General features: G+C 40.9%; 23 protein-coding genes. 11 read left to right on the top strand and 12 right to left on the bottom strand.

Annotated elements, in window-relative coordinates:
* Nucleotides 1-113 precede the first annotated feature (113 nt).
* Both POV26_RS12455 and secG read left to right on the top strand, forming a co-directional pair.
* Nucleotides 114-1,013, top strand: coding sequence for a hypothetical protein (locus POV26_RS12455; RefSeq protein WP_272856803.1), 900 nt, complete (start codon nucleotides 114-116; stop codon nucleotides 1,011-1,013).
* Complete coding sequence (gene secG, locus POV26_RS12460) at nucleotides 1,010-1,342, top strand: preprotein translocase subunit SecG (RefSeq protein WP_272856804.1); 333 nt, start codon at nucleotides 1,010-1,012, stop codon at nucleotides 1,340-1,342. The genes POV26_RS12455 and secG overlap by 4 nt, the downstream gene beginning before the upstream one ends.
* Before the next feature lie 65 nt (nucleotides 1,343-1,407).
* Here secG and POV26_RS12465 read toward each other — a convergent pair whose 3' ends face one another.
* Nucleotides 1,408-1,953, bottom strand: a complete 546-nt coding sequence (locus POV26_RS12465) for a hypothetical protein (RefSeq protein ID WP_272856805.1) — start codon at nucleotides 1,951-1,953, stop codon at nucleotides 1,408-1,410.
* Between the two features lie 258 nt (nucleotides 1,954-2,211).
* Between POV26_RS12465 and POV26_RS12470 the strand changes: the two genes are divergently transcribed.
* Both POV26_RS12470 and groL read left to right on the top strand, forming a co-directional pair.
* Complete coding sequence (locus tag POV26_RS12470; RefSeq protein ID WP_062623053.1) at nucleotides 2,212-2,487, top strand: co-chaperone GroES; 276 nt, start codon at nucleotides 2,212-2,214, stop codon at nucleotides 2,485-2,487.
* Nucleotides 2,488-2,606: 119 nt separating this feature from the next.
* Nucleotides 2,607-4,244: a chaperonin GroEL gene (gene groL / locus POV26_RS12475; protein ID WP_272856806.1), complete on the top strand. Its 1,638-nt coding sequence runs from the start codon at nucleotides 2,607-2,609 to the stop codon at nucleotides 4,242-4,244.
* Nucleotides 4,245-4,444: 200 nt separating this feature from the next.
* On the opposite strand, the gene POV26_RS12480 is transcribed toward groL, so the two are convergent.
* Nucleotides 4,445-5,674, bottom strand: a complete 1,230-nt coding sequence (locus POV26_RS12480) for a M20/M25/M40 family metallo-hydrolase (RefSeq protein ID WP_272856807.1) — start codon at nucleotides 5,672-5,674, stop codon at nucleotides 4,445-4,447.
* A 30-nt stretch (nucleotides 5,675-5,704) separates the two neighbouring features.
* Between POV26_RS12480 and POV26_RS12485 the strand changes: the two genes are divergently transcribed.
* The 4 genes from POV26_RS12485 (at nucleotide 5,705) to POV26_RS12500 (ending at nucleotide 9,376) form a co-directional block, all read left to right on the top strand.
* On the top strand, nucleotides 5,705-6,832 hold the full coding sequence (locus tag POV26_RS12485) for a TolB family protein (RefSeq protein WP_272856808.1): 1,128 nt from the start codon (nucleotides 5,705-5,707) through the stop codon (nucleotides 6,830-6,832).
* Nucleotides 6,833-6,887: 55 nt separating this feature from the next.
* On the top strand, nucleotides 6,888-8,285 hold the full coding sequence (locus POV26_RS12490) for an MptA/MptB family glycosyltransferase (RefSeq protein ID WP_272856809.1): 1,398 nt from the start codon (nucleotides 6,888-6,890) through the stop codon (nucleotides 8,283-8,285).
* 159 nt (nucleotides 8,286-8,444) lie between these two features.
* On the top strand, nucleotides 8,445-8,912 hold the full coding sequence (locus POV26_RS12495) for an MbcA/ParS/Xre antitoxin family protein (RefSeq protein WP_272856810.1): 468 nt from the start codon (nucleotides 8,445-8,447) through the stop codon (nucleotides 8,910-8,912).
* 2 nt (nucleotides 8,913-8,914) lie between these two features.
* The gene (locus POV26_RS12500) at nucleotides 8,915-9,376 is read left to right on the top strand and encodes an RES family NAD+ phosphorylase (RefSeq protein ID WP_272856811.1); all 462 of its coding nucleotides are present in this window, start codon (nucleotides 8,915-8,917) and stop codon (nucleotides 9,374-9,376) included.
* A 159-nt stretch (nucleotides 9,377-9,535) separates the two neighbouring features.
* Here the strand turns inward: POV26_RS12500 and POV26_RS12505 are convergent, their stop codons facing one another.
* From POV26_RS12505 to POV26_RS12545, 9 genes are all read right to left on the bottom strand, one after another.
* The gene (locus POV26_RS12505; RefSeq protein ID WP_272856812.1) at nucleotides 9,536-11,074 is read right to left on the bottom strand and encodes a bifunctional GNAT family N-acetyltransferase/carbon-nitrogen hydrolase family protein; all 1,539 of its coding nucleotides are present in this window, start codon (nucleotides 11,072-11,074) and stop codon (nucleotides 9,536-9,538) included.
* Nucleotides 11,075-11,095: 21 nt separating this feature from the next.
* Nucleotides 11,096-11,554, bottom strand: coding sequence for an RES family NAD+ phosphorylase (locus POV26_RS12510; protein ID WP_272856813.1), 459 nt, complete (start codon nucleotides 11,552-11,554; stop codon nucleotides 11,096-11,098).
* Nucleotides 11,554-12,063 (bottom strand): type II RES/Xre toxin-antitoxin system antitoxin, encoded by a 510-nt coding sequence (parS, locus tag POV26_RS12515; RefSeq protein ID WP_272856814.1) that lies wholly within the window; start codon nucleotides 12,061-12,063, stop codon nucleotides 11,554-11,556. Before parS ends, POV26_RS12510 begins: the two co-directional genes overlap by 1 nt.
* A 46-nt stretch (nucleotides 12,064-12,109) precedes the next feature.
* A complete protein-coding gene (locus tag POV26_RS12520; protein ID WP_045079040.1) occupies nucleotides 12,110-13,087 on the bottom strand; it encodes a deoxyhypusine synthase family protein in 978 nt (325 codons plus the stop codon).
* Complete coding sequence (gene speB / locus POV26_RS12525) at nucleotides 13,077-14,012, bottom strand: agmatinase (RefSeq protein WP_272856815.1); 936 nt, start codon at nucleotides 14,010-14,012, stop codon at nucleotides 13,077-13,079. Before speB ends, POV26_RS12520 begins: the two co-directional genes overlap by 11 nt.
* Complete coding sequence (locus POV26_RS12530) at nucleotides 14,002-15,399, bottom strand: arginine decarboxylase (RefSeq protein WP_272856816.1); 1,398 nt, start codon at nucleotides 15,397-15,399, stop codon at nucleotides 14,002-14,004. The genes speB and POV26_RS12530 overlap by 11 nt, the downstream gene beginning before the upstream one ends.
* A 310-nt stretch (nucleotides 15,400-15,709) precedes the next feature.
* Nucleotides 15,710-16,639, bottom strand: coding sequence for a pseudouridine synthase (locus POV26_RS12535; protein ID WP_272856817.1), 930 nt, complete (start codon nucleotides 16,637-16,639; stop codon nucleotides 15,710-15,712).
* 98 nt (nucleotides 16,640-16,737) lie between these two features.
* Nucleotides 16,738-17,865, bottom strand: a complete 1,128-nt coding sequence (gene folK / locus POV26_RS12540) for a 2-amino-4-hydroxy-6-hydroxymethyldihydropteridine diphosphokinase (protein ID WP_272856842.1) — start codon at nucleotides 17,863-17,865, stop codon at nucleotides 16,738-16,740.
* Nucleotides 17,866-17,879: 14 nt separating this feature from the next.
* Entirely contained in the window at nucleotides 17,880-18,674 is a 795-nt protein-coding gene (locus tag POV26_RS12545; protein ID WP_272856818.1) for a DUF2797 domain-containing protein, read from the bottom strand.
* A 144-nt stretch (nucleotides 18,675-18,818) separates the two neighbouring features.
* Between POV26_RS12545 and POV26_RS12550 the strand changes: the two genes are divergently transcribed.
* The 3 genes from POV26_RS12550 (at nucleotide 18,819) to POV26_RS12560 (ending at nucleotide 21,741) form a co-directional block, all read left to right on the top strand.
* Nucleotides 18,819-20,333 (top strand): GH3 auxin-responsive promoter family protein, encoded by a 1,515-nt coding sequence (locus POV26_RS12550; protein ID WP_272856819.1) that lies wholly within the window; start codon nucleotides 18,819-18,821, stop codon nucleotides 20,331-20,333.
* Nucleotides 20,334-20,394: 61 nt separating this feature from the next.
* Entirely contained in the window at nucleotides 20,395-21,348 is a 954-nt protein-coding gene (locus POV26_RS12555) for a Fic family protein (protein ID WP_272856820.1), read from the top strand.
* A 207-nt stretch (nucleotides 21,349-21,555) separates the two neighbouring features.
* Entirely contained in the window at nucleotides 21,556-21,741 is a 186-nt protein-coding gene (locus POV26_RS12560) for a hypothetical protein (protein WP_272856821.1), read from the top strand.
* 64 nt (nucleotides 21,742-21,805) lie between these two features.
* Here the strand turns inward: POV26_RS12560 and clpX are convergent, their stop codons facing one another.
* Nucleotides 21,806-23,038, bottom strand: coding sequence for an ATP-dependent Clp protease ATP-binding subunit ClpX (gene clpX / locus POV26_RS12565; protein ID WP_272856822.1), 1,233 nt, complete (start codon nucleotides 23,036-23,038; stop codon nucleotides 21,806-21,808).
* Nucleotides 23,039-23,041: the final 3 nt, after the last annotated feature.

Below are 23,041 nucleotides of genomic sequence, written 5' to 3' on the forward strand. Positions count from 1 at the left end.
TGAATGGCCCCAGCCCTAAAGGGCATAAATGGAAATCTCCCCTTTAGGGGCTGGGGGAAAAATACGAAATATTGAATTTTGAATCTTGAATTTTGAATCTTGAATCTTGAATCTTGAATCTTGAAAACTACACATATCTCCTCGCCAATCCACAGAAAATAACGTCTGCGGACTTATCGGCGTTGGAATCAATCATTCAAAAATATCCGTATTTCCAAAGTGCGCGTGCCCTTCAACTGAAAGGATTGAAAAACCAGGACAGTTTTCTATATAACGATGCACTAAAACTTACCGCCGCCCACACCACAGACCGCGACATCCTCTTTGAATACATAACTTCGGAAAAGTTCATTCAGAATGAAATTTCGCAAACCATTCTACAGCACGATGCTTCGGTGGAAGAAATTAAAGTGATTTCCGAAAATGTTTCGGAGCAGATCAGCCTTGAAATAGACAGGCAACTAAAGGCCGAAATGCAAAAGGCGGAAGATATTCTGAATCCGGAGCTTTTCCAAAGAAAAGTTGCATCTGTATCCAATTTGGTTGAGAAGATTGAGAAAAAACCCGAAGAAATACTGCAACCGGACAAACCTTTGGAATTTACCAAAACCGACACCCACTCCTTCGCAGAATGGTTGAAACTGACAAAGGCAAAGCCTATTGAACGAAATGAAGACATTTCCACCGAAAAAAATGATGAAGCGCAAAAAGATGACAGGGAGCGAAAATTTGAGTTGATAGACAAGTTTATCCAAGAACGTCCAAAAATAATTCCCCCGGATATAGAAAACAATATCCAAAAAGAAGAGCCAAAAAAACCGCTTCCATCTTTTCAACAAACGTCAGATGCACTAATGACGGAGACTTTGGCGAAAGTTTACCTGCAACAAAAGAACTATAAAAAAGCAATTCAGGCATATAAAATTTTAATTTTGAAAAATCCCGAAAAAAGTGGTTTCTTTGCAGACCAAATTCGGACAATAGAAAAATTGATTAATTCAGAACAATCATGAGTACGTTTACAATATTCTTAATTTTAATAATGATAGTGGCCTTTTTATTGGTCATAGTTATAATGGTCCAGAACCCAAAGGGCGGCGGACTTTCATCGTCTTTCGGCGGTGGCGGAGGCGCGCAGATTGGCGGCGTTCAGAAAACCAGCGACTTTCTCGATAAAAGTACTTGGACGCTTGCAACCATTATGTTGGCGTTGATTTTGTTTTCCAATGTTTTTATAATGGGCGGCAACACCGTACAGTCAAAAACTTTTGACGAGAGCGCAGTTCCAGCGGTTCCAACTACCGAAACTCCTGCACCAACCGCAACTGACACCACAAATTAATTAATAGCTACAATATTTTTTTAAAATGCCAGCTTTTTCGAGCTGGCATTTTTGTTAGAGCCTTTTCAGTTCTGTGATTTTTCGGGATGAAAATTCCATTGAAAGAAGGGACCGACCGCTATTATACTACTGGCCCCGTTAACATTGCCGTGAATCTGGACTCCCAGATTGAATACTTTTCCGTGCCTAAAACGAAGCCGTCCCTGGAGCGGGAACCCAAGAGTCTTCTCATCTACATAGCCTTTTTGACGCCTGTCCGGATTGCGTGTTTTAAAATGAAGGTATCCCACTCCTCCAAATAAATCGATAGCTATACTTCTGCCTGCCATAAACTCCCTTCCGTACATGAGGTCATAACTATAATAATTGTCCTGGTAGGAAGTCCAGATATCTACTTCGGCAGCTGCCATAACGGACGCTTTTAATATATGCCCGTCTATGGCAAATGCCAAATCCAAATTGACCATAAAGCCTGTGGCATTGTTTCCGCTGTAGAAATTGGGCGACAAAGAGGTGCTGTGAAATTTAAACCGTTGTTCGTTTTCCTGTCCAAAATGGCTCCGTGGGCATAACAGAATAATAAATAAAATATAATATTTGGCAATTTTCATTTTTCCAATGGTTTTTCAATGAAAAATAAAGAAACAAGACATCCTATACTATGATTATAATCATATCTACCGGTCCTAAGAAAAAAACTTCTGCCAAGCTGACATTTTAATTATGAAAACTGTCAGTTTATGGGCAGTGGCACAATTTCTGCCAATTAGGATTCAAACATTTGAACATAAGTTTAACTAAAAGATTCCCACCGAAGTTTATCCTGAGCGATAGCTGAAGGGTGGGAATTATAAAATTAAAATTTTATTATGGCATTAAAAATTCAACCACTTGCAGATCGCGTTTTGGTTCAGCCGCAAGAGGCAGAAACCAAGACCGCATCGGGTATTTACATTCCAGACTCCGCAAAGGAAAAACCGCAACAAGGCAAAGTAGTAGCTGTTGGCAAAGGCAAAGAAGACCACAAAATGACCGTAAAGGTTGGCGATACCGTTCTTTACGGAAAATACTCCGGCAGCGAATTGAAATTTGATGGCAAAGACTATCTCATCATGCGCGAGGATGATATTCTCGCGATAATTTAAATTCCATCCCGATAGCTATCGGGGTTTTTTTAAAATTTCTTGAAATAGGACAAAAATTGAATTCATAAAAAAACAATAATCACATTTCCGAATTTCTTCGGAAGAAAAAATTAAGATTTATGGCAAAAGATATAAAATTTGATGTAGAAGCCCGCGACAGTATTAAACGCGGCGTTGACGCATTGGCAAATGCAGTAAAAGTAACCTTGGGCCCAAAAGGCCGTAACGTAATCATCAGCAAATCCTTTGGCGCGCCACAGGTGACCAAGGATGGTGTTACCGTTGCAAAAGAAATTGAACTGCAAGACCCACTTGAAAATATGGGCGCGCAGATGGTAAAGGAAGTAGCTTCAAAAACCAACGATCTTGCCGGGGACGGTACAACTACCGCAACCGTGCTTGCACAGGCAATCGTAAAAGAAGGCCTTAAAAACGTTGCCGCCGGCGCAAATCCTATGGATTTGAAACGCGGTATCGACAAGGCCGTGGAAGCTATCGTTGCAAACCTTGAAAAGCAAACCACCAAAGTTGGCAATTCTTCTGAAATGATAAAGCAGGTTGCCGCTATTTCATCTAACAATGACGAGCAAATTGGCGACCTTATTGCCAAAGCTTTCGGAAAAGTTGGAAAAGAAGGGGTAATTACGGTTGAAGAAGCTAAAGGAACCGAAACCTACGTGGATGTGGTTGAAGGAATGCAATTTGACCGAGGATTCCTTTCGCCTTATTTCGTGACCGATACCGAAAAAATGCAGACCGAATTGGAAAATCCAATGGTGCTGCTTTACGACAAGAAAATTTCCTCAATGAAGGATTTACTTCCTATTCTTGAGCCAGTGGCACAACAAGGAAAATCGTTATTGATTATTGCAGAAGACGTTGACGGCGAGGCCTTGGCCACTTTGGTAGTAAATAAACTTCGCGGTTCGTTGAAAATCGCCGCTGTAAAAGCACCCGGTTTTGGCGACAGAAGAAAGGCAATGCTTGAGGATATAGCCGTACTGACCGGAGGAACCGTTATTGCTGAAGAGCGCGGCTTCACTTTGGAAAACGCAACCATCGATATGTTGGGTTCTGCGGAAACCGTTACCATTGATAAAGACAACACGACCATCGTTAACGGTGCAGGAAACAAAAACGACATAAAAGGTCGCGTGAACCAAATAAAAGCTCAGATTGAAACTACTACCAGCGATTACGACAAGGAAAAATTGCAGGAGCGTTTGGCCAAATTGGCGGGCGGTGTTGCTGTTCTTTACGTAGGTGCTGCTTCTGAAGTAGAAATGAAAGAGAAAAAAGATCGTGTTGATGATGCACTTCACGCAACCCGTGCAGCTGTTGAGGAAGGTATTGTTGCTGGTGGTGGCGTGGCTTTGGTTCGCGCTATTGAAGTGCTTAAAAAGCTTACTACTGAAACATTGGACGAAACAACAGGAGTTCAAATCGTGGCCCGCGCCATTGAATCTCCACTTCGTACCATCGTTGAAAACGCAGGTGGCGAAGGCTCCGTAGTAATCAATAAAGTTTTGGAAGGCAAGAAAAACTTTGGTTATGATGCCAAGACCGAACAATACGTTGATATGCTAAAAGCCGGAATCATCGATCCTAAAAAAGTAACGCGTATCGCACTTGAAAACGCGGCTTCGGTTGCTGGAATGATTCTTACCACCGAATGTGCTTTAGTTGACATTAAAGAAGAAAATGCCGGTGGCGGAATGCCAGGCGGTATGGGCGGCGGAATGCCCGGAATGATGTAATATCGTTGAGCCAAGGCATGCCTTGGCTGTACGGGAGCCAGGGCACGCCTTGGCTATACGGGAGCCAGGGCATGCCTTGGCTGTGCGAAATCCAAGGCCAGCTTAGCTGGGAGCCGGGGCATGCCTTGGCGCAAGAAAATGATAAAACCCCAAAGGTCTTTAAGACCTTTGGGGTTTACTTTTTAGTGATTTCTATTTTTTTAAAAGGTAACCTCCACCATTATCGGTTCCCCATTTCGTTCTATGGTAACATTCACAGTCTGTCCCTTTTCAAATTTTGAAAGGCTTTTCATATAGCTCATCATATCGGTTACTTCATAATCGCCCATTTTTATTACGATGTCGCCTTTTTGAAGTCCGGCTTTTTGTGCGGGACGGTCTTCGCTGATGCCGTCAATCCGCATTCCTTTTCCGCTGAAAAGATAGTCAGGTACTACACCCAATGTAACTTTAAAGTCGGGGACCACTTCACTCTCGTTTTTGGTTTTTTTAAAGGCAAGTTTCGGCTGACTGTCCAAATCTTTTATAATGCTGAAAATATAATTTGAAACTGTTTCCATCCCTTCAAAATTTACCTTTTCGGTATCATCGCTCGGTTTGTGGTAATCTTCATGCTGTCCAGTGAAAAAGTGCAGCACGGGAATATCGGCCAAATAGAACGAAGTGTGGTCGCTCGGGCCTACGCCACTTTCGTTTTCCGCAATGTTTAAATCGCCTGCGTTGGCGTTTACCACCTGCTTGAAAATAGGCGAAGTACCCACGCCATAAACCGCCAAGGTATTTTCAGAATTCAACCTTCCCACCATATCCATATTCAGCATATAGGTTACTTTTTTGGTGTCGATGGTCGGGTTTTTTACGAAATAATTTGAACCCAGCAAACCCTCTTCTTCCCCCGAAAAAGCAATAAAAAGATAATTATTTTTCTTGGGCGAATCTTTCTTTTGAAGCGAATCTGCCAAATGAAGCATCATAGCCACGCCGCTCGCGTTATCGTCCGCGCCGTTGTGGATTGCTTCTCCTTCGCGGTAGAGCGAACCTTCGCCGCCCATTCCCATATGGTCGTAATGCGCGCCGATAACAACTGTATTTTCGGCATTATTATCTAAATAACCGATTACATTTTCTCCCGTTTGGGTGCTATCTGTCGCTTCGGATGTAAACTCGGCTTCCTGATGTGGGTTATTGCTCGCCTTAAACGTGAATTTTTGAAAATAGCCGTCGGTTCCTTTCGGCTGCAATCCTAAGTCTTTAAATCTTTTCGCAATATATTCCGCAGCTTTCTTTTCGTCTTCGGAACCCGTTTTTCTTCCCTTGAGACTGTCATTCGCCAAAACGGCAACGTCTTCTTTCATCGTTACCGATTTCACCTTTGTTTCCTTGCATGAAAAAACAAGCATTGCCAGAAATAGCACTAAAATTGTACGCATATCATTACTTTTGTGCAAAAGTACATTAAAATGAAATTATTCTATACGCTAATCATTGTTTCCGTTTTTGCGGGTTGTAAAAATGAAGTGAAGGAAACTTCAAAAGAATCAAGTACAGAAACCACAAAAACGGCAAAGGCGGTTCTCGACCCACAAACAAAGGATACTTTAATTTACCCCGAGGAAAAACACTTCAAAAACATCCGGCAAGTAACTTTTGGCGGCGATAACGCCGAGGCCTATTGGAGTTTTGACGACAGCATGCTGGTTTTCCAGAGCAACTATAAAAATTGGGGCGTGAGCTGCGACCAAATGTTTTTGATGCAGGCCGACGAAACATTTAAAGACCAAAAGCCGCCGATGGTAAGCACCGGAAAAGGCCGCACCACTTGCAGTTATTTTATGCCGGACGGCAAACACATCCTCTACGGGAGCACGCATTTAAAAGACGAAAACTGTCCCGAAGTTCCACTGAAAAGGGAAGGAAAATATGTATGGCCGGTGTATGACAGCTTCGATATTTTCGTTGCTGATTTGGAGGGAAACATCACAGCCCAACTAACCAATGAACCTGGTTACGATGCCGAGGCCACCGTTTCGCCCAAAGGCGATAAGATTGTTTTTACCTCCATGCGCAGTGGCGATTTAGAGCTTTACACCATGGATATTGACGGAAAGAACGTAAAGCAGATTACTAACGAATTGGGCTATGACGGCGGCGCATTCTTTTCACCCGACGGTTCAAAATTGATTTTCCGTGCTTCCCGCCCAAAAACCGAAGCGGAAATAAAGGAATACAAGGATTTGCTCGCCCAAGGTTTGGTACAACCTACGGAAATGGAGCTTTTTATCTGTAATGCAGACGGCAGCGAACTGCGTCAATTGACGCATTTGGGCAATGCCAATTGGGCACCGTTCTTCCACCCTTCAGGGGAAAAAATATTGTTTTCCAGCAATTTTGAGGCGGAACGGGGATTTCCTTTCAATCTATATTTGATTGATATTGATGGAAAGAATCTGGAGCGCGTTACCCACGGCAGAACCTTTGATGCTTTCCCTGTATTTTCCAACGATGGAAAAAAATTGGCATTTTCTTCAAACAGAAATAACGGCGGCGGGCACGATACCAACCTGTTTATTGCAGAATGGCAGGACTGAATTGATTACCGATTGACGATTATAGATTTTTGATTTAATGCTTAAATAGTTGGTTTTGAATTTCATAAAACTATATAAAATTCCATTGCTCTTTGCGATTATTTCCATCGCTTTTTATGCCAGTTTTACGTATGATTTAGAACGAAGTGATTTTGCAAAACTCATCTCGCTTTATTCAGCCTTATTTTTTCTTGCCTATCTATTGATTGAAAAATTTAAGCTCAATTTTTGGTTTTTAGCCGTTTTAGGGGTTGTATTTCGATTGGTTTTTATTGGTGCTACTCCAAATCTTTCGCAGGATTTTTATCGGTTTTTGTGGGATGGGCGGTTGCTTTTGAAGGGCGTGAGTCCTTATTTTTTCACCCCCAGCTCCTCGACTGCGCTCGGAGTGACGATTGAGCAATCACAACAATTAATTGAGGGAATGGACGCCCTAAATGCAAGTCACTTCAGTAATTACCCTCCTGTTAATCAATTGTTTTTTGCCATTGCCGCGCTGTTTGCGGGAAAAAGTATTTTGGGCTCCGTAATCGTTCTTCGTACGCTGCTTATTTTGGCAGATATCGGTATTCTTTTCTTCGGAAAGAAACTTTTAAAAAAATTGGACCTTCCCGTTAAAAACGTTTTTTGGTATTTTCTGAATCCATTTATTATAATCGAACTTACCGGAAACCTCCATTTTGAAGGGGTAATGCTTTTCTTTTTTATTTGGGGAATGTATTTATTGTTTAAGGGAAAGTGGTTTTGGGCGGCGGTTTTGATAGGGATTTCTGTTTCTGTGAAATTACTTCCGTTATTGCTTTTGCCTTTGTTTTTAAAATATTTCACTATTAATAGAACCCCAAAGGTTGTAGAAACGTTTTGGGTTTCGATTAAAAAGCTAATTGGATTTTATATAATTATTGGACTTACGATAATACTCACTTTTCTACCTTTTCTTTCTTCCGAATTTATTCATAACTTCTCAGCAACCATTGCACTTTGGTTTCAGAATTTTGAGTTTAACGCAAGTGTTTATTATATAATCCGATGGATTGGGTTTCAGGTTGTGGGCTGGAATATTATAGGAACCGCGGGAAAAATTCTTCCTATTTTAGTCTTCCTTATTGTTTTGGCGATTGCTTTTTTCAGAAAAAATAAAACGCCCCAACAATTGATAACCGCGATGCTTTTTGCGGTTTCAATTTACTTTCTACTGTCAACCACGGTGCATCCTTGGTATATTGCCACTCCTCTTTTGCTTTCGGTCTTTACGAAATATAAATTCCCGATTGTTTGGAGTTTTATAGTAATATTAAGCTATTCGGCCTACGGAAAAGATGGTTTTGATGAAAATCTTTGGTTGGTGGCTTTGGAATATATGGTGGTAATTGGTGTTGCGGTTTGGGAAATTTGCAATTCCAAAGATCCTTTTGCGAACAAGAATAAGATAGAGCCATCTAATAGTATTTAAAATAACTGAAAGAACGGGTTGGCTTACCAAATTCAATAGCGAACCTCCATCCGATTTCAATTAATTTATAAAAAAGCGGAAAATTAAGAAGGAATAGATTTGGTGGAACAAAGAAAAAAATGTAATTTTATACCGTTTGAAGTTTAAAATAATACTCGCATGAAAAAGTCATATAAACCCACCGATAAACTCAATTATGCCCAAGAGGCTCCTACAAATTTTTACGACGGAAATCTTGCCATTCCCTTAGTAGATATGACCGCTTATCAAAAAATGCAGATTGTTAGGGGTGGTGTTACCAAAACCTATTTGACCAAGCTAAAGGAAGAAACTTCGCTGGACTATGATGCTTTGGCCCTAGCATTATCAGTTACTCGTGCCACGCTTATCAATAAAAAAGGAGAGCAAAAATTCAGCGATCACATAAGCGAAGGCATTATCGCCGTGGCTGAAATCTATTCCTTTGGCTATGAAGTTTTTGAAGACAAAAACAATTTCAATAAATGGATGTTCACTCCCAATCAAGCACTTTCAGGGGCTGAACCTTTTAATCTTATGGACAATCAATTTGGGCGCGAGGAAATTCGTAACCTTATCGGCCGTATTGCCTACGGCGTTTATTCTTAAGTATGAAAGTTTATCGAGTAACCAAAACACAGTATGCCCAAGATTTAAACGGAACCGGTTCAAAGCTTTTTGGTGGAAGGTGGAACCATGTTGATTCGCCTTGCATCTATATGTCCGAAAGTCGTGCTCTGTCTGTTTTGGAATATGCCGTTAACATAAATATTGATTTTATTCCGCGTGCCTTAAGCCTATGCGTCTTTGAAATTGATGACAACCAGATACATACCTTGAAAGAAGAAGATTTGCCAGGAAATTGGCGCGAGACACCAGTACCAAAATCTACCAAGGATTTTGGTACAAAATTGCTAAAGCAAAATCACGCCATCCTAAAGATTCCTTCCATAATAATCCCACAGGAATTTAATTATGTTTTAAATCCACTTGCCGAAAACTCCCGTTTTAAATTATTGGAAATAAAGGACTTTGTTTTTGATTTGCGGATAAAGTCCAATAAAGAAAAATAACCCACTTTCTATCTACTATTTTGACAATTGCCATTTAAGGACAAGTTAAATCTTGCCAGGTTATTCTATGCACTTAATTTCCTCTTTTTGGGAGATTTTCCTTCCTATATAATTGAAACCTACAAGGTTTTCAAAGCCTTGCTGGTTAGTAATTTGCTTTTATTTTTTTACTCGTTCCAATCTATAAAAATCTTTCCGTCTATCCTTTAAATTCCGAACTGCTCCGAAGGTATGCAGTTCACGCAGTAGGTCGATATCCACATCGGCCACCAAAATCATTTCGGTGTTTGGGGTTGCTTCAGCCTTAATTCCATTGTTGGGGAAAGAGAAATCGCAAGGAGTAAATACCCCGCTTTGGGCGTACTGTATGTCCATATTATGCACCTTTGGCAGGTTGCCGACACTTCCGGCAATTGCAACATAACATTCGTTTTCAATAGCCCTGGCTTGGGCGCAAAGCCGTACGCGCGAATAGCCGTTTTGGGTGTCGGTTAAAAATGGAACAAAAAGAATATCCATCCCTTCATCTGAAAGCAGTCTTGAAAGTTCTGGAAATTCTGAATCGTAACATATCAAAACACCTATTTTTCCACAGTCGGTATCAAAAGTTTTTAATGAATTTCCGTTCACCATTCCCCAAACACGTTCCTCGTCGGGCGTAACATGAATCTTTTCGTAGCGCTCCACACTTCCGTCGCGGCGGCATAGATAACCCACATTGTATAATTTTCCACGAACAATTTCGGGCATGCTGCCCGTAATAATATTTATATTGTATGAAATGGAAAGCTGGGAAAGCCTTTCTGTAATTTCCTTGGTGTGCTGCGCCAGCTCCCGTATGGCGTCCGGTTCGCTCATATGGTTGTATTCTGCCATAAGCGGGGCATTGAAGAATTCGGGAAACATGGCAAAATCGCAACGATACCCAGCAACACAGTCAATAAAATATTCAGCTTGGTGCATTAAATCTTCCATACCCGCATAACTCCGCATTTGCCATTGAATAAGCCCGAGGCGCACTACACTCTTTACTGCAGAAGGCTTTGGTTTTTTTTCGGGTTTGGTGTAATAAATATTGTCCCATTCCATTAAAACCGCAAACTCACCTGACGCTTTATCACCTTCCAAATAGCCTTTCAAGACACGCACAGGGTGAAAATCGTTTGAGATTTGAAAGTTTAAAACGGGATCGTCAATCTGTTTGCGCTTTACTTTTTCAATATATTGTTTTGGGGAAAGTTTATCCGCATGCAAGTGATAATTCGGCATTCTTCCACCGAAAACGATGCTTTTCAAATTTAAGTTTTCACAGAGTTCCTTTCTGTAATCATACAATCTTCTTCCCAAACGCAGGCCACGAAAATCCGGACGGATGAAAACGTCAATTCCATATAGTACATCACCTTCAGGGTCGTGAATCTTAAAAGTAGGATCGTCCGTAATGTCTTGATAGGTATGTTTTTCACCCAATTCATCAAAATCTACAATTATGGAAAGCGCGCAACCGGCAATTTCGCCATCGGCCATAATTACTACTTGTCCCTCGGGAAAGATATCTATTAAGTTTCCAATCTCGTTGATCTTCCAATAGCTATTTGGCATACCTCCATAGGACTGTATTGTTGCATTCTTCAATGCTTCGTAGTCTTTGAGGGTCAAAAACTTCAGTTCGATATTATCTATTTTTTGTGGATCCATATATTTTTTGGATGTAAGTTTTTAGTTAAAAATTCTCGCGTCAAAAGGAAAGTCGGTAATCTCAATGATTTTAATCTTTTTAATATCCCTGTGATTCGGGTTAAGCAAATAATTGAAATCGCCCTTTACCACGGCAGAAGGCACTTTGAGAACACAATTTTTTTTTGAAAGAATAAAGCCATCACCAATAAGCTGTGTGCTCGATATTGGCGGGTTTGCGTTCCAATTGGTTTCCAAGCAGTCCGGTTCTATAACTTCCGATGCAACAGCTTCCGGAATCTCAATCTCAATCATCACATAATCATCCGGCAACGAAGCTAAGCTTAAATGCACAATTACTTCAGCCATTGCCAAGGCCCTACTTTCAGAAGTATAAAGCATCTCAATACCCTTCGAGTTCCATCGGTTGCCAAACATGGCCGCTCCCTTTCCGCTCAAGTCACTGGCATATTTTTTTCTGGATAGCCTGAAAACCCTCATTATGCAAAAATGCCATGCTCTATACGGTTAAGCTCTGCCATGACCATTTCCTTGCCATAGGAATCTTTTAAAAGCTCACCGGGTTTATAGCCATTAAGTGCAAAGGAAGGCGAATTTAACCACCTATAGAATTTTTCCGAAGAGCCAAAAACTTCGATTCCAAAATTGGTAACCTCCGCCAGCTCAAAAATCTTTTCGGTATGGATAGACTTAAAATGAAAATCTTTATCATCGCGATACCGCTGCAAGGTTTTTGTGGAAAGATCTAAATAAGAGGCCCAATCTCCATCGGTAAATGGCGTAAAAGCTTTTATTTGATGGAATATTTTATAAGGGAGCCCTCTTCTAATTGCTTGAACAATGAGCATTTTATCACGAAAAAAATCTGCAAAAGAAATTTTCCGCGATAAATTGCCAATGTTTTTTACATAAACGCTTAAAGTTTCATTTACTTCATTAATAGCGATATTTTGCTCATCATAGCCCATAACAAATACATTTGTCTCCAAATTTACGACATTTGTCCGGGTTAGAAAAACATTTTAACGCAATTTTTTACATATCAAGCAAATACGCAAAAATTAACGGTGCCACAATGGTGGCATCACTCTCTATGATAAATTTAGGAGTATCCATATCCAATTTGCCCCACGTAATCTTTTCATTGGGAACGGCGCCCGAATAACTTCCAAAACTTGTAGTGGAATCACTGATTTGGCAAAAATAACTCCAAAACGGAGTATCCGTACGCTCCATATCCTGATAAAGCATTGGGACCACACAGATTGGGAAATCTCCGGCTATTCCCCCGCCAATTTGGAAGAAACCAATTCCCTTTTTTGAATTCTCAGTGTACCAATCGGCAAGAAAGGTCATATACTCAATGCCGCTTTTCATTGTGGAAGCTTTCAATTCGCCTTTCAAAACGTAGCTGGCAAAGATATTCCCCATGGTGCTATCTTCCCAACCTGGGCAGATAATAGGTAGATTCTTTTCGGCGGCGGCGTACATCCACGAATCCTTTAAGTCTATTTCGTAATGTTCTTCCATCACGCCACTCAAAAGAAGTTTATACATATATTCGTGCGGAAGATAGCGCTCCCCCTTTGCCTCGGCTTCTTTCCATAGCTTCACGATGTGCTTTTGGATTCTTCGGAAGGCTTCTTCTTCGGGGATACACGTATCCGTTACGCGGTTCATTCCCCTCTCAAGCAAATCCCACTCGTCCTGCGGCGTTAAATCGCGGTAATGCGGCACGCGCTCGTAATGGCTGTGCGCCACAAGATTCATAATATCTTCCTCAAGGTTTGCGCCCGTGCAAGAGATGATATGCACTTTATCCTGACGGATCATTTCGGCAAAAATCTTTCCCAATTCCGCAGTACTCATAGCGCCGGCAAGGGAAACGAGCATTTTTGAACCTTGGTTCAACTGTGCTTCATAGCCTTTTGCGGCATCCACGAGGGCGGCTGCGTTAAAATGTAAATAATATTTTTCAATAAACTGGGAAATAGATCCTTTGCTAGTACTCATCTTCTTCTGTATTAAATTTTGAAACGCCTTTCTTGGTTTCGTTAAAATTACTTTCGTATTCTTCTTCTTCGTCGGTTCCGGCGAATTTGTACGTCAACATTTTGTAGTAAAGTTTTGCAGCTACAAAATCGGAGGCTCTTTCTTCCGGATTTGGACAAAGCTCTACAATATCAAACCCTACCACATTTCTTTCTTCAAAAACCTGCTTTAGGAAATCAAGGGTTTCATACCAAAAAAGCCCGCCCGGCTCCGGAGTTCCGGTTGATGGCAAGATTGAAGGGTCGAACGCATCAAGGTCAAAAGTGATGAAAACGTTTTCGCCCAAAGCTTCAATTACTTTGTCCATCCAGTATTCATCCTTAGCCATATCGTGCGCAAAGAAAACTTTTTCTTCATCCATAACAGTAGTTTCAGCAACGTCCATACTGCGGATGCCTACTTGCACAAGGTTTGTGGTCTGGCCGGCCTCATAAACAGCGCAAGCGTGGTTGCATTTGCTACCGTGATACTCTTTGCGCAAATCGGCGTGGGCATCTATATGAAGCACGGTTAGGTTGTCAAAACACTCGTTGAAAGCTCTAATTGTACCGATGGAAATGCTGTGCTCGCCACCAAAAATGGTTACGAACTTATTTCGCTTTATATAATCTTTTGTGATTTTGTGCACTTCTGAAACTACCGCTTCCGGAGAGGAATTTTCCGTAATTGCATCTGCTAAATACACCCCCTGTTTGTACACTTCAGTTTGGGTTTCAATATCATAGAGTTCCATGTTTTCCGAAGCGTCCAAAAACGCCTCTGGGCCTTTGTCGGCACCTTTTTGCCAAGTGCTGGTTCCATCGTATGGAACTGGGATCAATACAATTTTTGATGTTTCAAGAGCCGCATGTTTTTGCGGGATTCCGGCGTACGTCTTAATGCTCATAACCTAAAATGTTTAGCAATTGCTCGCTTGTTTGTTGTTCTGAAAAAAGTTTGGTCGTTATTTTATTGTTTTTGTCTCTGTCAATCAAAATGTGCTTTGGGGAAGGAATCAAACAGTGCTGTAACCCTCCGAAGCCCCCAATGGTTTCTTGATAGGCTCCCGTGTTGAAAAAGCCAATATACAAAGGTTTTTCCTTTCTGAATTTTGGCAGGTAAATGGCCGCCATGTTTTGTTCGCTGTTGTAATAATCATCGCTGTCGCAGGTCAGACCACCCAACAGTACCCTTTCATATTCATCGTTCCAACGGTTTATGGCGAGCATAATGAAACGTTTGCTGATGGCCCAAGTGTCCGGCAAGGTTGTGATAAATGAAGAATTTATCATATTCCACTTCTCGCGGTCGTTCTGTTGTTTTTGGTACAGTATTTCGTAGATGGCGCCACCGCTCTCGCCCACGGTAAAACTGCCGAATTCCGTAAAAATATGCGGCACCGGCACCTCGGCTTCGGCACAAGTAATGTTTATTTGGTTTAAAATTTCGTTGATCATATATTGATAATCATACTCAAAAGCCAACGAATTTTTTATGGGGAAACCCCCGCCGATATTCAAGCTATCCAAGGAAGGGCAGATTTTTTTTAACCGAACATAAACCTTTAAACATTTTACCAATTCGTTCCAGTAATACGCCGTGTCGCGAATGCCCGTGTTGATGAAGAAGTGCAGCATTTTTAAATCTACACGCTCGTTGTTTTTTATCTGTTCTTCGTAAAAAGGAATGATGTTTTTGTAGCCAATGCCCAATCTGGATGTATAGAATTCGAATTTTGGTTCTTCTTCCGAAGCGATACGGATCCCTACGTTGAAGTGATTGTCAATACTATCCGATAGCAGTTCAATCTCTTCGTAATTATCTATAATTGGGATGCAATTTTCGTGGCCATCGTTTATTAATCGCGCTATATTTTCAATGTAGCGCTCGCGTTTAAAACCATTGCAAATTACATAGGTTTTATCGGTTACCTTTCCGGTTTTTTTCAACCTTTCTACTATATCAATATCAAAAGCCGAAGAGGTTTCAATATGAATATCGTTTTTAAGCGCTTCATTCAAAACGTGTTTGAAATGCGAACTTTTTGTGCAATAGCAGTAGTTGTAGGTGCCTTTGTAATTGTTCTTTTCAATAGCCTCCGCAAACCACTTTTTTGCCAAATTTATGTTTTCCGAAATTTTTGGAAGGTAGGTAAATTTAAGCGGTGCGCCGTATTGCTCCACAAGTGCCATTAAGTCAACGCCGTGAAATTCCAACCCATTGTCGCCAAGACGGAATTCTTCCTGCGGAAAATAATACGTCTGGTTAATTAAATCTATGTATTTGGTGTTCATCCTTTTGTTTTCGTTGAAAAGTGTAAATTAAAAATTCTTGTTGCGTATTCCACAAAAAAGGGAGCGTATAACAAAAAATTAACTTGGAGTTTAAATGCGAATAGGCAACGTGTTTATGATGAAACTTTTGCCCGAAACCTGCCGAATTGCAGCCATTGGAAATAAAAATGCGTTGTTCATTTAGAATCTATGCTTTTGAAATTTTTCAAAAACCAACCATTTTAAAATATAGTATTCTTTAAATATTTACAGTACAAATGTGCAAAAAAAAATCAATAATTAAGGAAACACAGCTAAATTTCATCTTTCCTTAAAGCATGCTGAACATATTGAGTTCCTTATCGGTAAGGGTTCTCCAACGGCCACGTGGCAAATCTTTTTTGGTCAGCGGGCCGAGCGTAACACAATCTACGCGAACCACATCGTATCCCAAATGTTCAAAAATGGTTCTTATAATGCTGTTTCCGGTGTGTTTTATCTTTAGGCCTATTTCACTTTTTGGCGAATTATCCACATAGCTTATTTGTTCCACCGAAATTTCTTTGCCTTCAATTGTAAAACCATCCTTTATTTTTTTAAGGTGCTCAGATTTAAGGTTTTTATCAAGCTCAATATGAAACAATCTTGGAATTCCTTTTTTGGTGAATTTTTGCACAAACTCATCATCATTGGTAAAGAGCAGCAAACCTGTTGCATTTCTGCCCAAACGGCCGAAAGGCTTTATCTTTGCAGTGGTGGCGTTTGCGACCAAATCCATCACGGTCATCCCTTTGGCGTTGCTGTCAGTGGTTGCAAAACCTTTGGGTTTGTTCAGTAAAATATAGGTATTTGGCTCCGGATTTAGGCGACGGCCGTCAAAACGCACATCGTCCGTCATTTTAACTTTATAGCCCATTTCATTTACAACCTTCCCATTAACCGTAACTAAGCCGGTGGCTATAAAGGTATCAGCCTCTCGGCGGGAGCATACCCCACTATTCCCAATGTATTTATTTAGGCGAATGCCGTCTTCGGGATTGCTTTTTTTAACTTCTTTTACGGGTTTTTCTCTTCGTCCTATTTCTTTGCCCGTTTTATCGAATTTCAACTTTGGTTTCGCTGGATCCTGCTGTCTTCCGGTATTTTTCTTTGGGCTCTCAGATTTTAAAGGAGCATTGCCACGAGCCATACTTTTCTTTCGTGCATTTTTTCCGGGCTTATTGGAACCTCTTCCGCTATCGTAATTGTCTTGTGCGCTCATTTCGTATTTTTTGCAAAGGTAATCAAATTAAGTAGGCAGTTGTAGTTTTCAGTTTTTAGTAAAAAAACTGCAAAATGCGACTGGCCACTGTGACTTTTTCAGGAAACTATTTCCTTCAAAATTCTTAAATAATCCGCTCGGTTCCTCAAAAAATCCATTTCGGAAATGTCGATGATCTTTATGCTTTCGGAATGTTGGTTTTTGATGAATTCCAAATAGCTCGTGTTCAATTTTTGTAGATATTCAGCCCGAATGCTCTGCTCATATTTGCGGCCCCGCTTTTTGATGTTTTCCAAAAGACGTTCCGTATTTTGGTACAAATAAATATAGACATCAGGTTTTGGAAGCTCCTTGTGCATCACCTGAAAAAGTTTTTTGTAAAGCGCATATTCCTCCGCTGGGAGCGTGATACTTGCAAAAATCAACGATTTGTTTACGTCATAATCTGCAATTACCGATTCCTTAAAAAGATCGAACTGCGTAATATCGTCCACCAATTGTTGATAGCGATCTGCCAAAAAAGACATTTCCAAAGGAAAAGCGTAACGTGCGGCATCTTCGTAGAATTTTGGAAGAAACGGGTTGTCCTTAAATCTTTCAAGAATCAGTTTTGCGTTAAAGTCATTCGCGATTTTTGTTGCCAAACTCGTTTTCCCGGCCCCGATATTACCTTCAATGGCGATGTAATTGTATTGCGAAATGTTATTCTCCTTCATCGGATTGGTAAGCCATTTGGATTGTTTCTCCAGCACACTAACGTCATCTGTTTCGGCCAAAAGTTTAATGATATTCTTTTGCGAAACAGGATGGACCAGTTGGGAATTCAATTCTGCCAAAGGCTGCAGCACAAATTTGCGTTTTTCCATTTCGGGATGGGGAACGGTCAAATTTTCGGTCTGTAGAATTTCACCGTCAATAAAAATAATATCGATATCGATCGGTCGCGAAGTATAGGTTTTTGAAGCATTTCGCTCGCGTCCCATTGTTTTTTCAATTTCCAAAATCGTCTTTAAAACTTTGGAAGGTTTCAGATCGGTCTGCAGCCATACGGCACAATTCAAAAAAGCATCGCCCTCAAAACCCATTGCCGGGGTTTCGTATATTGAAGAAATTTTTACGACAGTCCCAATTTTTTCAAACAAGCTGTCAACCGCTTTTTGAAGATACTCAAAGCGGTTGCCCATATTGCTTCCCAAGGAGAGGTATATATTTGATAGTGGTTTGATGGAATTCCTTTGTTTTAGTTTACAACTATTGAAACCACATATCCTTCGTTTCCACGAATGTTGAACACGGTGTCGTCGTCAAAAATAAGGTATTGTCCCTTTATTCCTTTTAAAATTCCTTCATAAAAGGGAGTTTTTTCAAGGTTTAGCGATTTTGGCTTTTCGGGATATTTCAAAACCGGGAATTGCAGATTGGTTTCTGAATTATTTTCTAAATAATATTCACTGGCTTCCCCGGGAATGAACTGTTTCAGCTTGTTTCGCCATTCTACCAAATTTTCATCCTTAATATCGTTTTTAAGCATCGTGCGCCAATTGGTTTTATCGCTCACGTGATCTTTCAGTGCAACTTCGGTAATTCCGGCAAGGTATCGGTTTGGCACTTCCACAATTTCAATAGCCTCGTGCGCACCTTGGTCAATCCATCGGGTGGGAATCTGGCTTTTGCGGGTAACGCCCACTTTTACGCTACTACTGTTCGCGAGATAAACAACGTGCGGCTGTATCTGTACTTTTTCCTCATAGGCAAGATCGCGATCCTCGATTCCCAAATGCGCCTTGCTCAGTTCAGGATTCATGATCCAATCTGCGGCTTGGGGAATTTCGTAAAAGCAATCATAACAAAATCCCTGACGGTAAATTTTCTTCTGAAGACCACAATTTAAACACTGATAGTGCAGAAAACTGATGGCAATTTTTTTGTCCAGCAACTGGTTCACGTTCAAAAAATCGTTTTCAAAAACAAGGTAATACTGAATGGGCGAGCCGTTTTCAGTCTGCATTTTGGTAAGTACTCCTTCGTAATTCATTTATTCAAAATTTATTAAGCCAAAAACTTTTTGGAGGGGGCGCCGTAAAATTATCATTTTAAAAAAAGTTGAAAACCTGCCTTTCGGCTGGCAGGTCGTAATTATAAAATAGTTATTTTTATAGCATAAAGATAGCAGAAAAATATGCCAATCCCCATTGTAAATTCCATTGCTTCTTGGTTTTTAAAGAAACGGTTCCATCAGATAGACCTTTTTCTGAAGTACCCTATTGAGGTTCAGGAAGAACTACTTTTCAATTTACTTCAAAAAGCAAAAAACACAGAGATTGGGCGGCAGTATGATTTTGGAAGTATCCGAACGTATCGCGATTTTGCAGAACGAATTCCCATAACAACCTACGAAGAAAACGAGCCGAGAATTGAACGGGCGCGCAAAGGGGAAGCAAATATTTTTTGGCCCACGCCCATAAAATGGTTTGCAAAATCCAGTGGCACCACAAACTCCAAAAGCAAGTTTATACCCGTAACCAACGATTCCTTGGAAGACTGCCACTATGCGGCCAGTAAGGATTTGTTGTGCATGTACCTCAATAACAATCCGGATGCGCAATTGTTCCTGGGGAAGAGTTTACGCCTCGGGGGCAGCAAACAACTTTACGAGGAAAACGGGACCGTCTTTGGTGATCTTTCCGCAATTTTAATAGACAATATGCCTTTTTGGGCCGAATTCAGCAGTACGCCCAGCAACGAAGTCTCGCTGATGGGCGACTGGGAAAACAAGATGCAGGCCATTGTAAACGAAACCATTAAAGAAAATGTAACGAGTCTTGCCGGTGTGCCCTCATGGATGCTCGTTTTGCTGAACCAAGTGATGGAAACCACAGGAAAAAATAATCTTTTTGAAGTTTGGCCAAATCTGGAAGTGTATTTTCACGGCGGCGTAAACTTCGACCCCTATATTGACCAATACAACAAATTGTTGCCGAAAGACACTTTTAGATATTATGAAATCTACAATGCTTCGGAAGGGTTTTTTGCCATTCAGGATAGAAACGAAAACAAGGAATTGTTGTTGATGCTGGACTATGGCATTTTTTATGAATTCATCCCAATGGAAAACTATGGCAGTTCCGAAGAAAAAGTGATTCCGTTAAGCGAGGTTGAGGAAGGGAAAAACTATGCTGTGGTTATAACTACCAATGCGGGCCTGTGGCGCTATAAAATTGGCGATACCGTTCGCTTTACCTCAACAGACCCATACCGGATAAAAGTTACGGGAAGAACAAAACACCACATCAATGTTTTTGGCGAAGAATTAATTATTGAAAACGCCGAAGCCGCACTTCGAAAGGCCTCACAACTTACCAATGCAGAAATCGTGGATTATACCGCCGCCCCCATTTTTATGAATGGAAAGGAAAAAGGGGCGCACGAATGGATTATCGAATTCAAATCGCCTCCCGATGATCTCAATTCATTTACCCAACTTTTGGACTCGGCCTTACAGGAAGTGAATAGCGATTATGAAGCAAAACGTTTCAACAACACTACTTTAAACGCACCAAAAATCCATCACGCCCGGGAACGCCTTTTTTATGATTGGTTAAAGGAAAAAAACAAACTGGGCGGGCAGCACAAAGTGCCCAGACTTTCCAATACACGGCACTTTCTGGAGGAATTGCTTACCCTTAACCGTTAAAACTACTAATATCGGATAGCGTAGTTTTTAAAGTTATCCGATAATTTCGTACCTTTGTGGCATGTGGAACATAGACGTGGCATATAGGGAACAATTGCAGCCCACTTTTGATAGGCTATTTGGGAAAAAGGAACAGCTTGAACAAAACCGTCCTTTATCAGGCGGAGCTGTGCAAAAAATAACGGAAGCACTTTCCGTAGAATGGACCTACAACAGCAATAGCATTGAAGGAAATACATTGAGTCTGCGCGAGACCCAAATGATTCTGCAGGAAGGCGTTACCATTTCGGGCAAATCGCTTCGGGAGCATTTTGAGGCCGTTAACCACGAAACTGCATTAAAACTTCTTTATGAATTAGTGGATAAAAAAAGTAATATTTCGAGCAAAGATATTCTCTCCCTGCACGCCCTTGTACTGCGGAATATTGAAGACGACTTTGCCGGAAGATTTAGAAACGCAGGAGTCCGGATTGCGGGGGCCAATTTTACACCGCCCAATGCACAGAAGGTATCTTCCTTATTTGATGAGCTTATCGATTTCGTGAATGAAAATCCTTTAGGTTTGAATAGTATTGAGTTGGCTACGGTATTCCACCACAAGTTTGTCTGGATACATCCCTTTTTTGACGGCAACGGGCGTACGGTGCGCTTGGCAATGAACCTTTTGCTTATGAAAGAAGGTTTTCCGCCAGCCATTATTTTGAAGAACGATCGCGCAAAATATTATGACGGCCTCAATAGTGCAAACAACGGAAACTACCAAAAACTTAGTCTTTTGATGGCACAGGCGTTGGAGCGTACCCTGAATATTTACCTATCGGCAATTCCGGGAAATGATACGGAATATACCGAAATTTCGAATTTGGTAAAGGAAGCCGATCTGCCCTATGGCCAGGAATACATCAGTTTATTGGCACGCCAGGGAAAGATCGACGCCCATAAGGAAGGAAGAAATTGGTTCACGACCAAAGAAGCCGTGGAGGCGTATGTTCAAAATCGAAAGCGAAAACGTTAGGGATGCAAGTGCGAACTTCTACTTTGTAGAAAAAACGGGCTTTTAAAAAAACCCCAAGATGTTGTAAATCGTGGATTTTAAACACTTTAACGACTGCTTTTTTTGAAAATTGCATTTCAACGAGTTTACCGATACCTTTAACTAAAACTTTTGTGGGCGCATTGCTTCCGAAGTACTTTTGACCTATAAAATCATTGGTATTTCAAGATGAAACAGATTTTTTTTATAGCTTGTTTTTTAGTTTTTACGGTTTTGTTCGCTTCCTGTTCAACCACACAGGCGGTAAAAAAAACCGATAATGAAGTAGCTGGCTATAATCTGAAAAGCAAAAAAGAGCAGATGCACAATAAGATTCTTCACAGCAAGAATAAATCTTTGCTCGCCACCCCTTAAAAGAGTATAGGTATAAAAAAACCCGATAAAATCGGGATTTTTGTTTTTAGCGGTATTTTAGTTTTTATGAAACCGCCTTCAACTTTTTAAGTGTTGATTTGTTGAGTTTCTCTTCCGCATATTCTTTTGTAACGTGTATTGTCTTTTCATCCGTTCCGGGCATTTCATACATTGCATCGGTTAGCACCGCTTCGCATAAGGAACGAAGTCCGCGGGCTCCCAGTTTGTAATCTATTGCTTGTTCAACGATGAAATCCAGTGCCTCTTCCGTAATCACAAATTCAATCCCGTCCATCTCAAACAATTTTCTGTACTGTTTAATGATGGCGTTTTTAGGCTCGGTAAGGATTGCACGAAGGGTTTCTTTGTCCAACGGATTCATGTAAGTCAAAACTGGAAGTCGGCCGATTATTTCGGGAATCAAGCCAAAATCCTTTAAATCCTTCGGAATGATGTAGCGCAGCATATTGTCCTTTTCCATTTGGTTTTCCTTTAAGGAAGCTGAAAAACCAACAGCCTGCATATTCAATCTTTTTGAAATATGACGCTCTATGCCATCAAAGGCACCGCCAGCTATGAAAAGTATGTTTTCGGTATTTACTTCTATGAATTTTTGGTCCGGATGCTTTCTTCCGCCCTTTGGTGGCACGTTTACCGTAGTTCCTTCCAAAAGTTTTAGCAACGCCTGCTGAACGCCTTCGCCACTTACATCCCGGGTAATTGACGGATTGTCGCTCTTACGGGCTATTTTATCAATCTCGTCAATAAAAACAATTCCGTTTTCGGCTTTTTCGAGATTGTAATCTGCGGCTTGGAGCAGACGCGTTAAAATACTTTCGACGTCCTCGCCCACATATCCAGCCTCGGTTAAAACGGTGGCGTCAACTATAGCCAAGGGAACGTTCAACATTCTTGCAATGGTTTTTGCGATCAAGGTTTTTCCCGTCCCGGTTTGTCCAACGATGATGATGTTGCTTTTCTGTATTTCAATATCGTCGTCGCTTTTAGGCTGAAGCAATCTTTTGTAGTGATTGTAAACGGCGACCGACATTACTTTTTTGGTGAATTCCTGCCCAATCACGTATTCATCCAAAAACGCTTTTATGAGCTTAGGTTTTTTCAGCATTAAATCCTTGGACAATTCCGTATTTCCCGAATGCAAGGCCTCTTCAACAACAATTCCGTGGGCCTGTTCAATGCAACGGTCGCATATATGCGCGTCCAATCCTGCAATGAGCAAGTTGGTTTCCGACTTTTTACGACCGCAAAAGGAACATTCTAAATCTTCTTTTGACATAAT

Origin of the sequence: Aequorivita todarodis, from assembly GCF_028561335.1 — a bacterium.
GTDB classification, from domain to species: domain Bacteria; phylum Bacteroidota; class Bacteroidia; order Flavobacteriales; family Flavobacteriaceae; genus Aequorivita; species Aequorivita todarodis.

Excerpts from the sequence above, each read along its gene's own strand:
- POV26_RS12510 (WP_272856813.1), bottom strand. The coding sequence starts at position 11,554 with ATGAGGGTTTTCAGGCTATCCAGAAAAAAATATGCCAGTGACTTGAGC.
- POV26_RS12555 (WP_272856820.1), top strand. The coding sequence starts at position 20,395 with ATGTGGAACATAGACGTGGCATATAGGGAACAATTGCAGCCCACTTTT.
- POV26_RS12505 (WP_272856812.1), bottom strand. The coding sequence starts at position 11,074 with ATGGATCCACAAAAAATAGATAATATCGAACTGAAGTTTTTGACCCTC.
- POV26_RS12545 (WP_272856818.1), bottom strand. The coding sequence starts at position 18,674 with ATGAATTACGAAGGAGTACTTACCAAAATGCAGACTGAAAACGGCTCG.
- clpX (WP_272856822.1), bottom strand. The coding sequence starts at position 23,038 with ATGTCAAAAGAAGATTTAGAATGTTCCTTTTGCGGTCGTAAAAAGTCG.
- POV26_RS12550 (WP_272856819.1), top strand. The coding sequence starts at position 18,819 with ATGCCAATCCCCATTGTAAATTCCATTGCTTCTTGGTTTTTAAAGAAA.
- POV26_RS12485 (WP_272856808.1), top strand. The coding sequence starts at position 5,705 with ATGAAATTATTCTATACGCTAATCATTGTTTCCGTTTTTGCGGGTTGT.
- POV26_RS12470 (WP_062623053.1), top strand. The coding sequence starts at position 2,212 with ATGGCATTAAAAATTCAACCACTTGCAGATCGCGTTTTGGTTCAGCCG.
- secG (WP_272856804.1), top strand. The coding sequence starts at position 1,010 with ATGAGTACGTTTACAATATTCTTAATTTTAATAATGATAGTGGCCTTT.
- POV26_RS12480 (WP_272856807.1), bottom strand. The coding sequence starts at position 5,674 with ATGCGTACAATTTTAGTGCTATTTCTGGCAATGCTTGTTTTTTCATGC.
- POV26_RS12500 (WP_272856811.1), top strand. The coding sequence starts at position 8,915 with ATGAAAGTTTATCGAGTAACCAAAACACAGTATGCCCAAGATTTAAAC.
- POV26_RS12520 (WP_045079040.1), bottom strand. The coding sequence starts at position 13,087 with ATGAGTACTAGCAAAGGATCTATTTCCCAGTTTATTGAAAAATATTAT.
- POV26_RS12465 (WP_272856805.1), bottom strand. The coding sequence starts at position 1,953 with ATGAAAATTGCCAAATATTATATTTTATTTATTATTCTGTTATGCCCA.
- speB (WP_272856815.1), bottom strand. The coding sequence starts at position 14,012 with ATGAGCATTAAGACGTACGCCGGAATCCCGCAAAAACATGCGGCTCTT.
- groL (WP_272856806.1), top strand. The coding sequence starts at position 2,607 with ATGGCAAAAGATATAAAATTTGATGTAGAAGCCCGCGACAGTATTAAA.
- POV26_RS12495 (WP_272856810.1), top strand. The coding sequence starts at position 8,445 with ATGAAAAAGTCATATAAACCCACCGATAAACTCAATTATGCCCAAGAG.
- POV26_RS12535 (WP_272856817.1), bottom strand. The coding sequence starts at position 16,639 with ATGAGCGCACAAGACAATTACGATAGCGGAAGAGGTTCCAATAAGCCC.
- POV26_RS12560 (WP_272856821.1), top strand. The coding sequence starts at position 21,556 with ATGAAACAGATTTTTTTTATAGCTTGTTTTTTAGTTTTTACGGTTTTG.
- POV26_RS12530 (WP_272856816.1), bottom strand. The coding sequence starts at position 15,399 with ATGAACACCAAATACATAGATTTAATTAACCAGACGTATTATTTTCCG.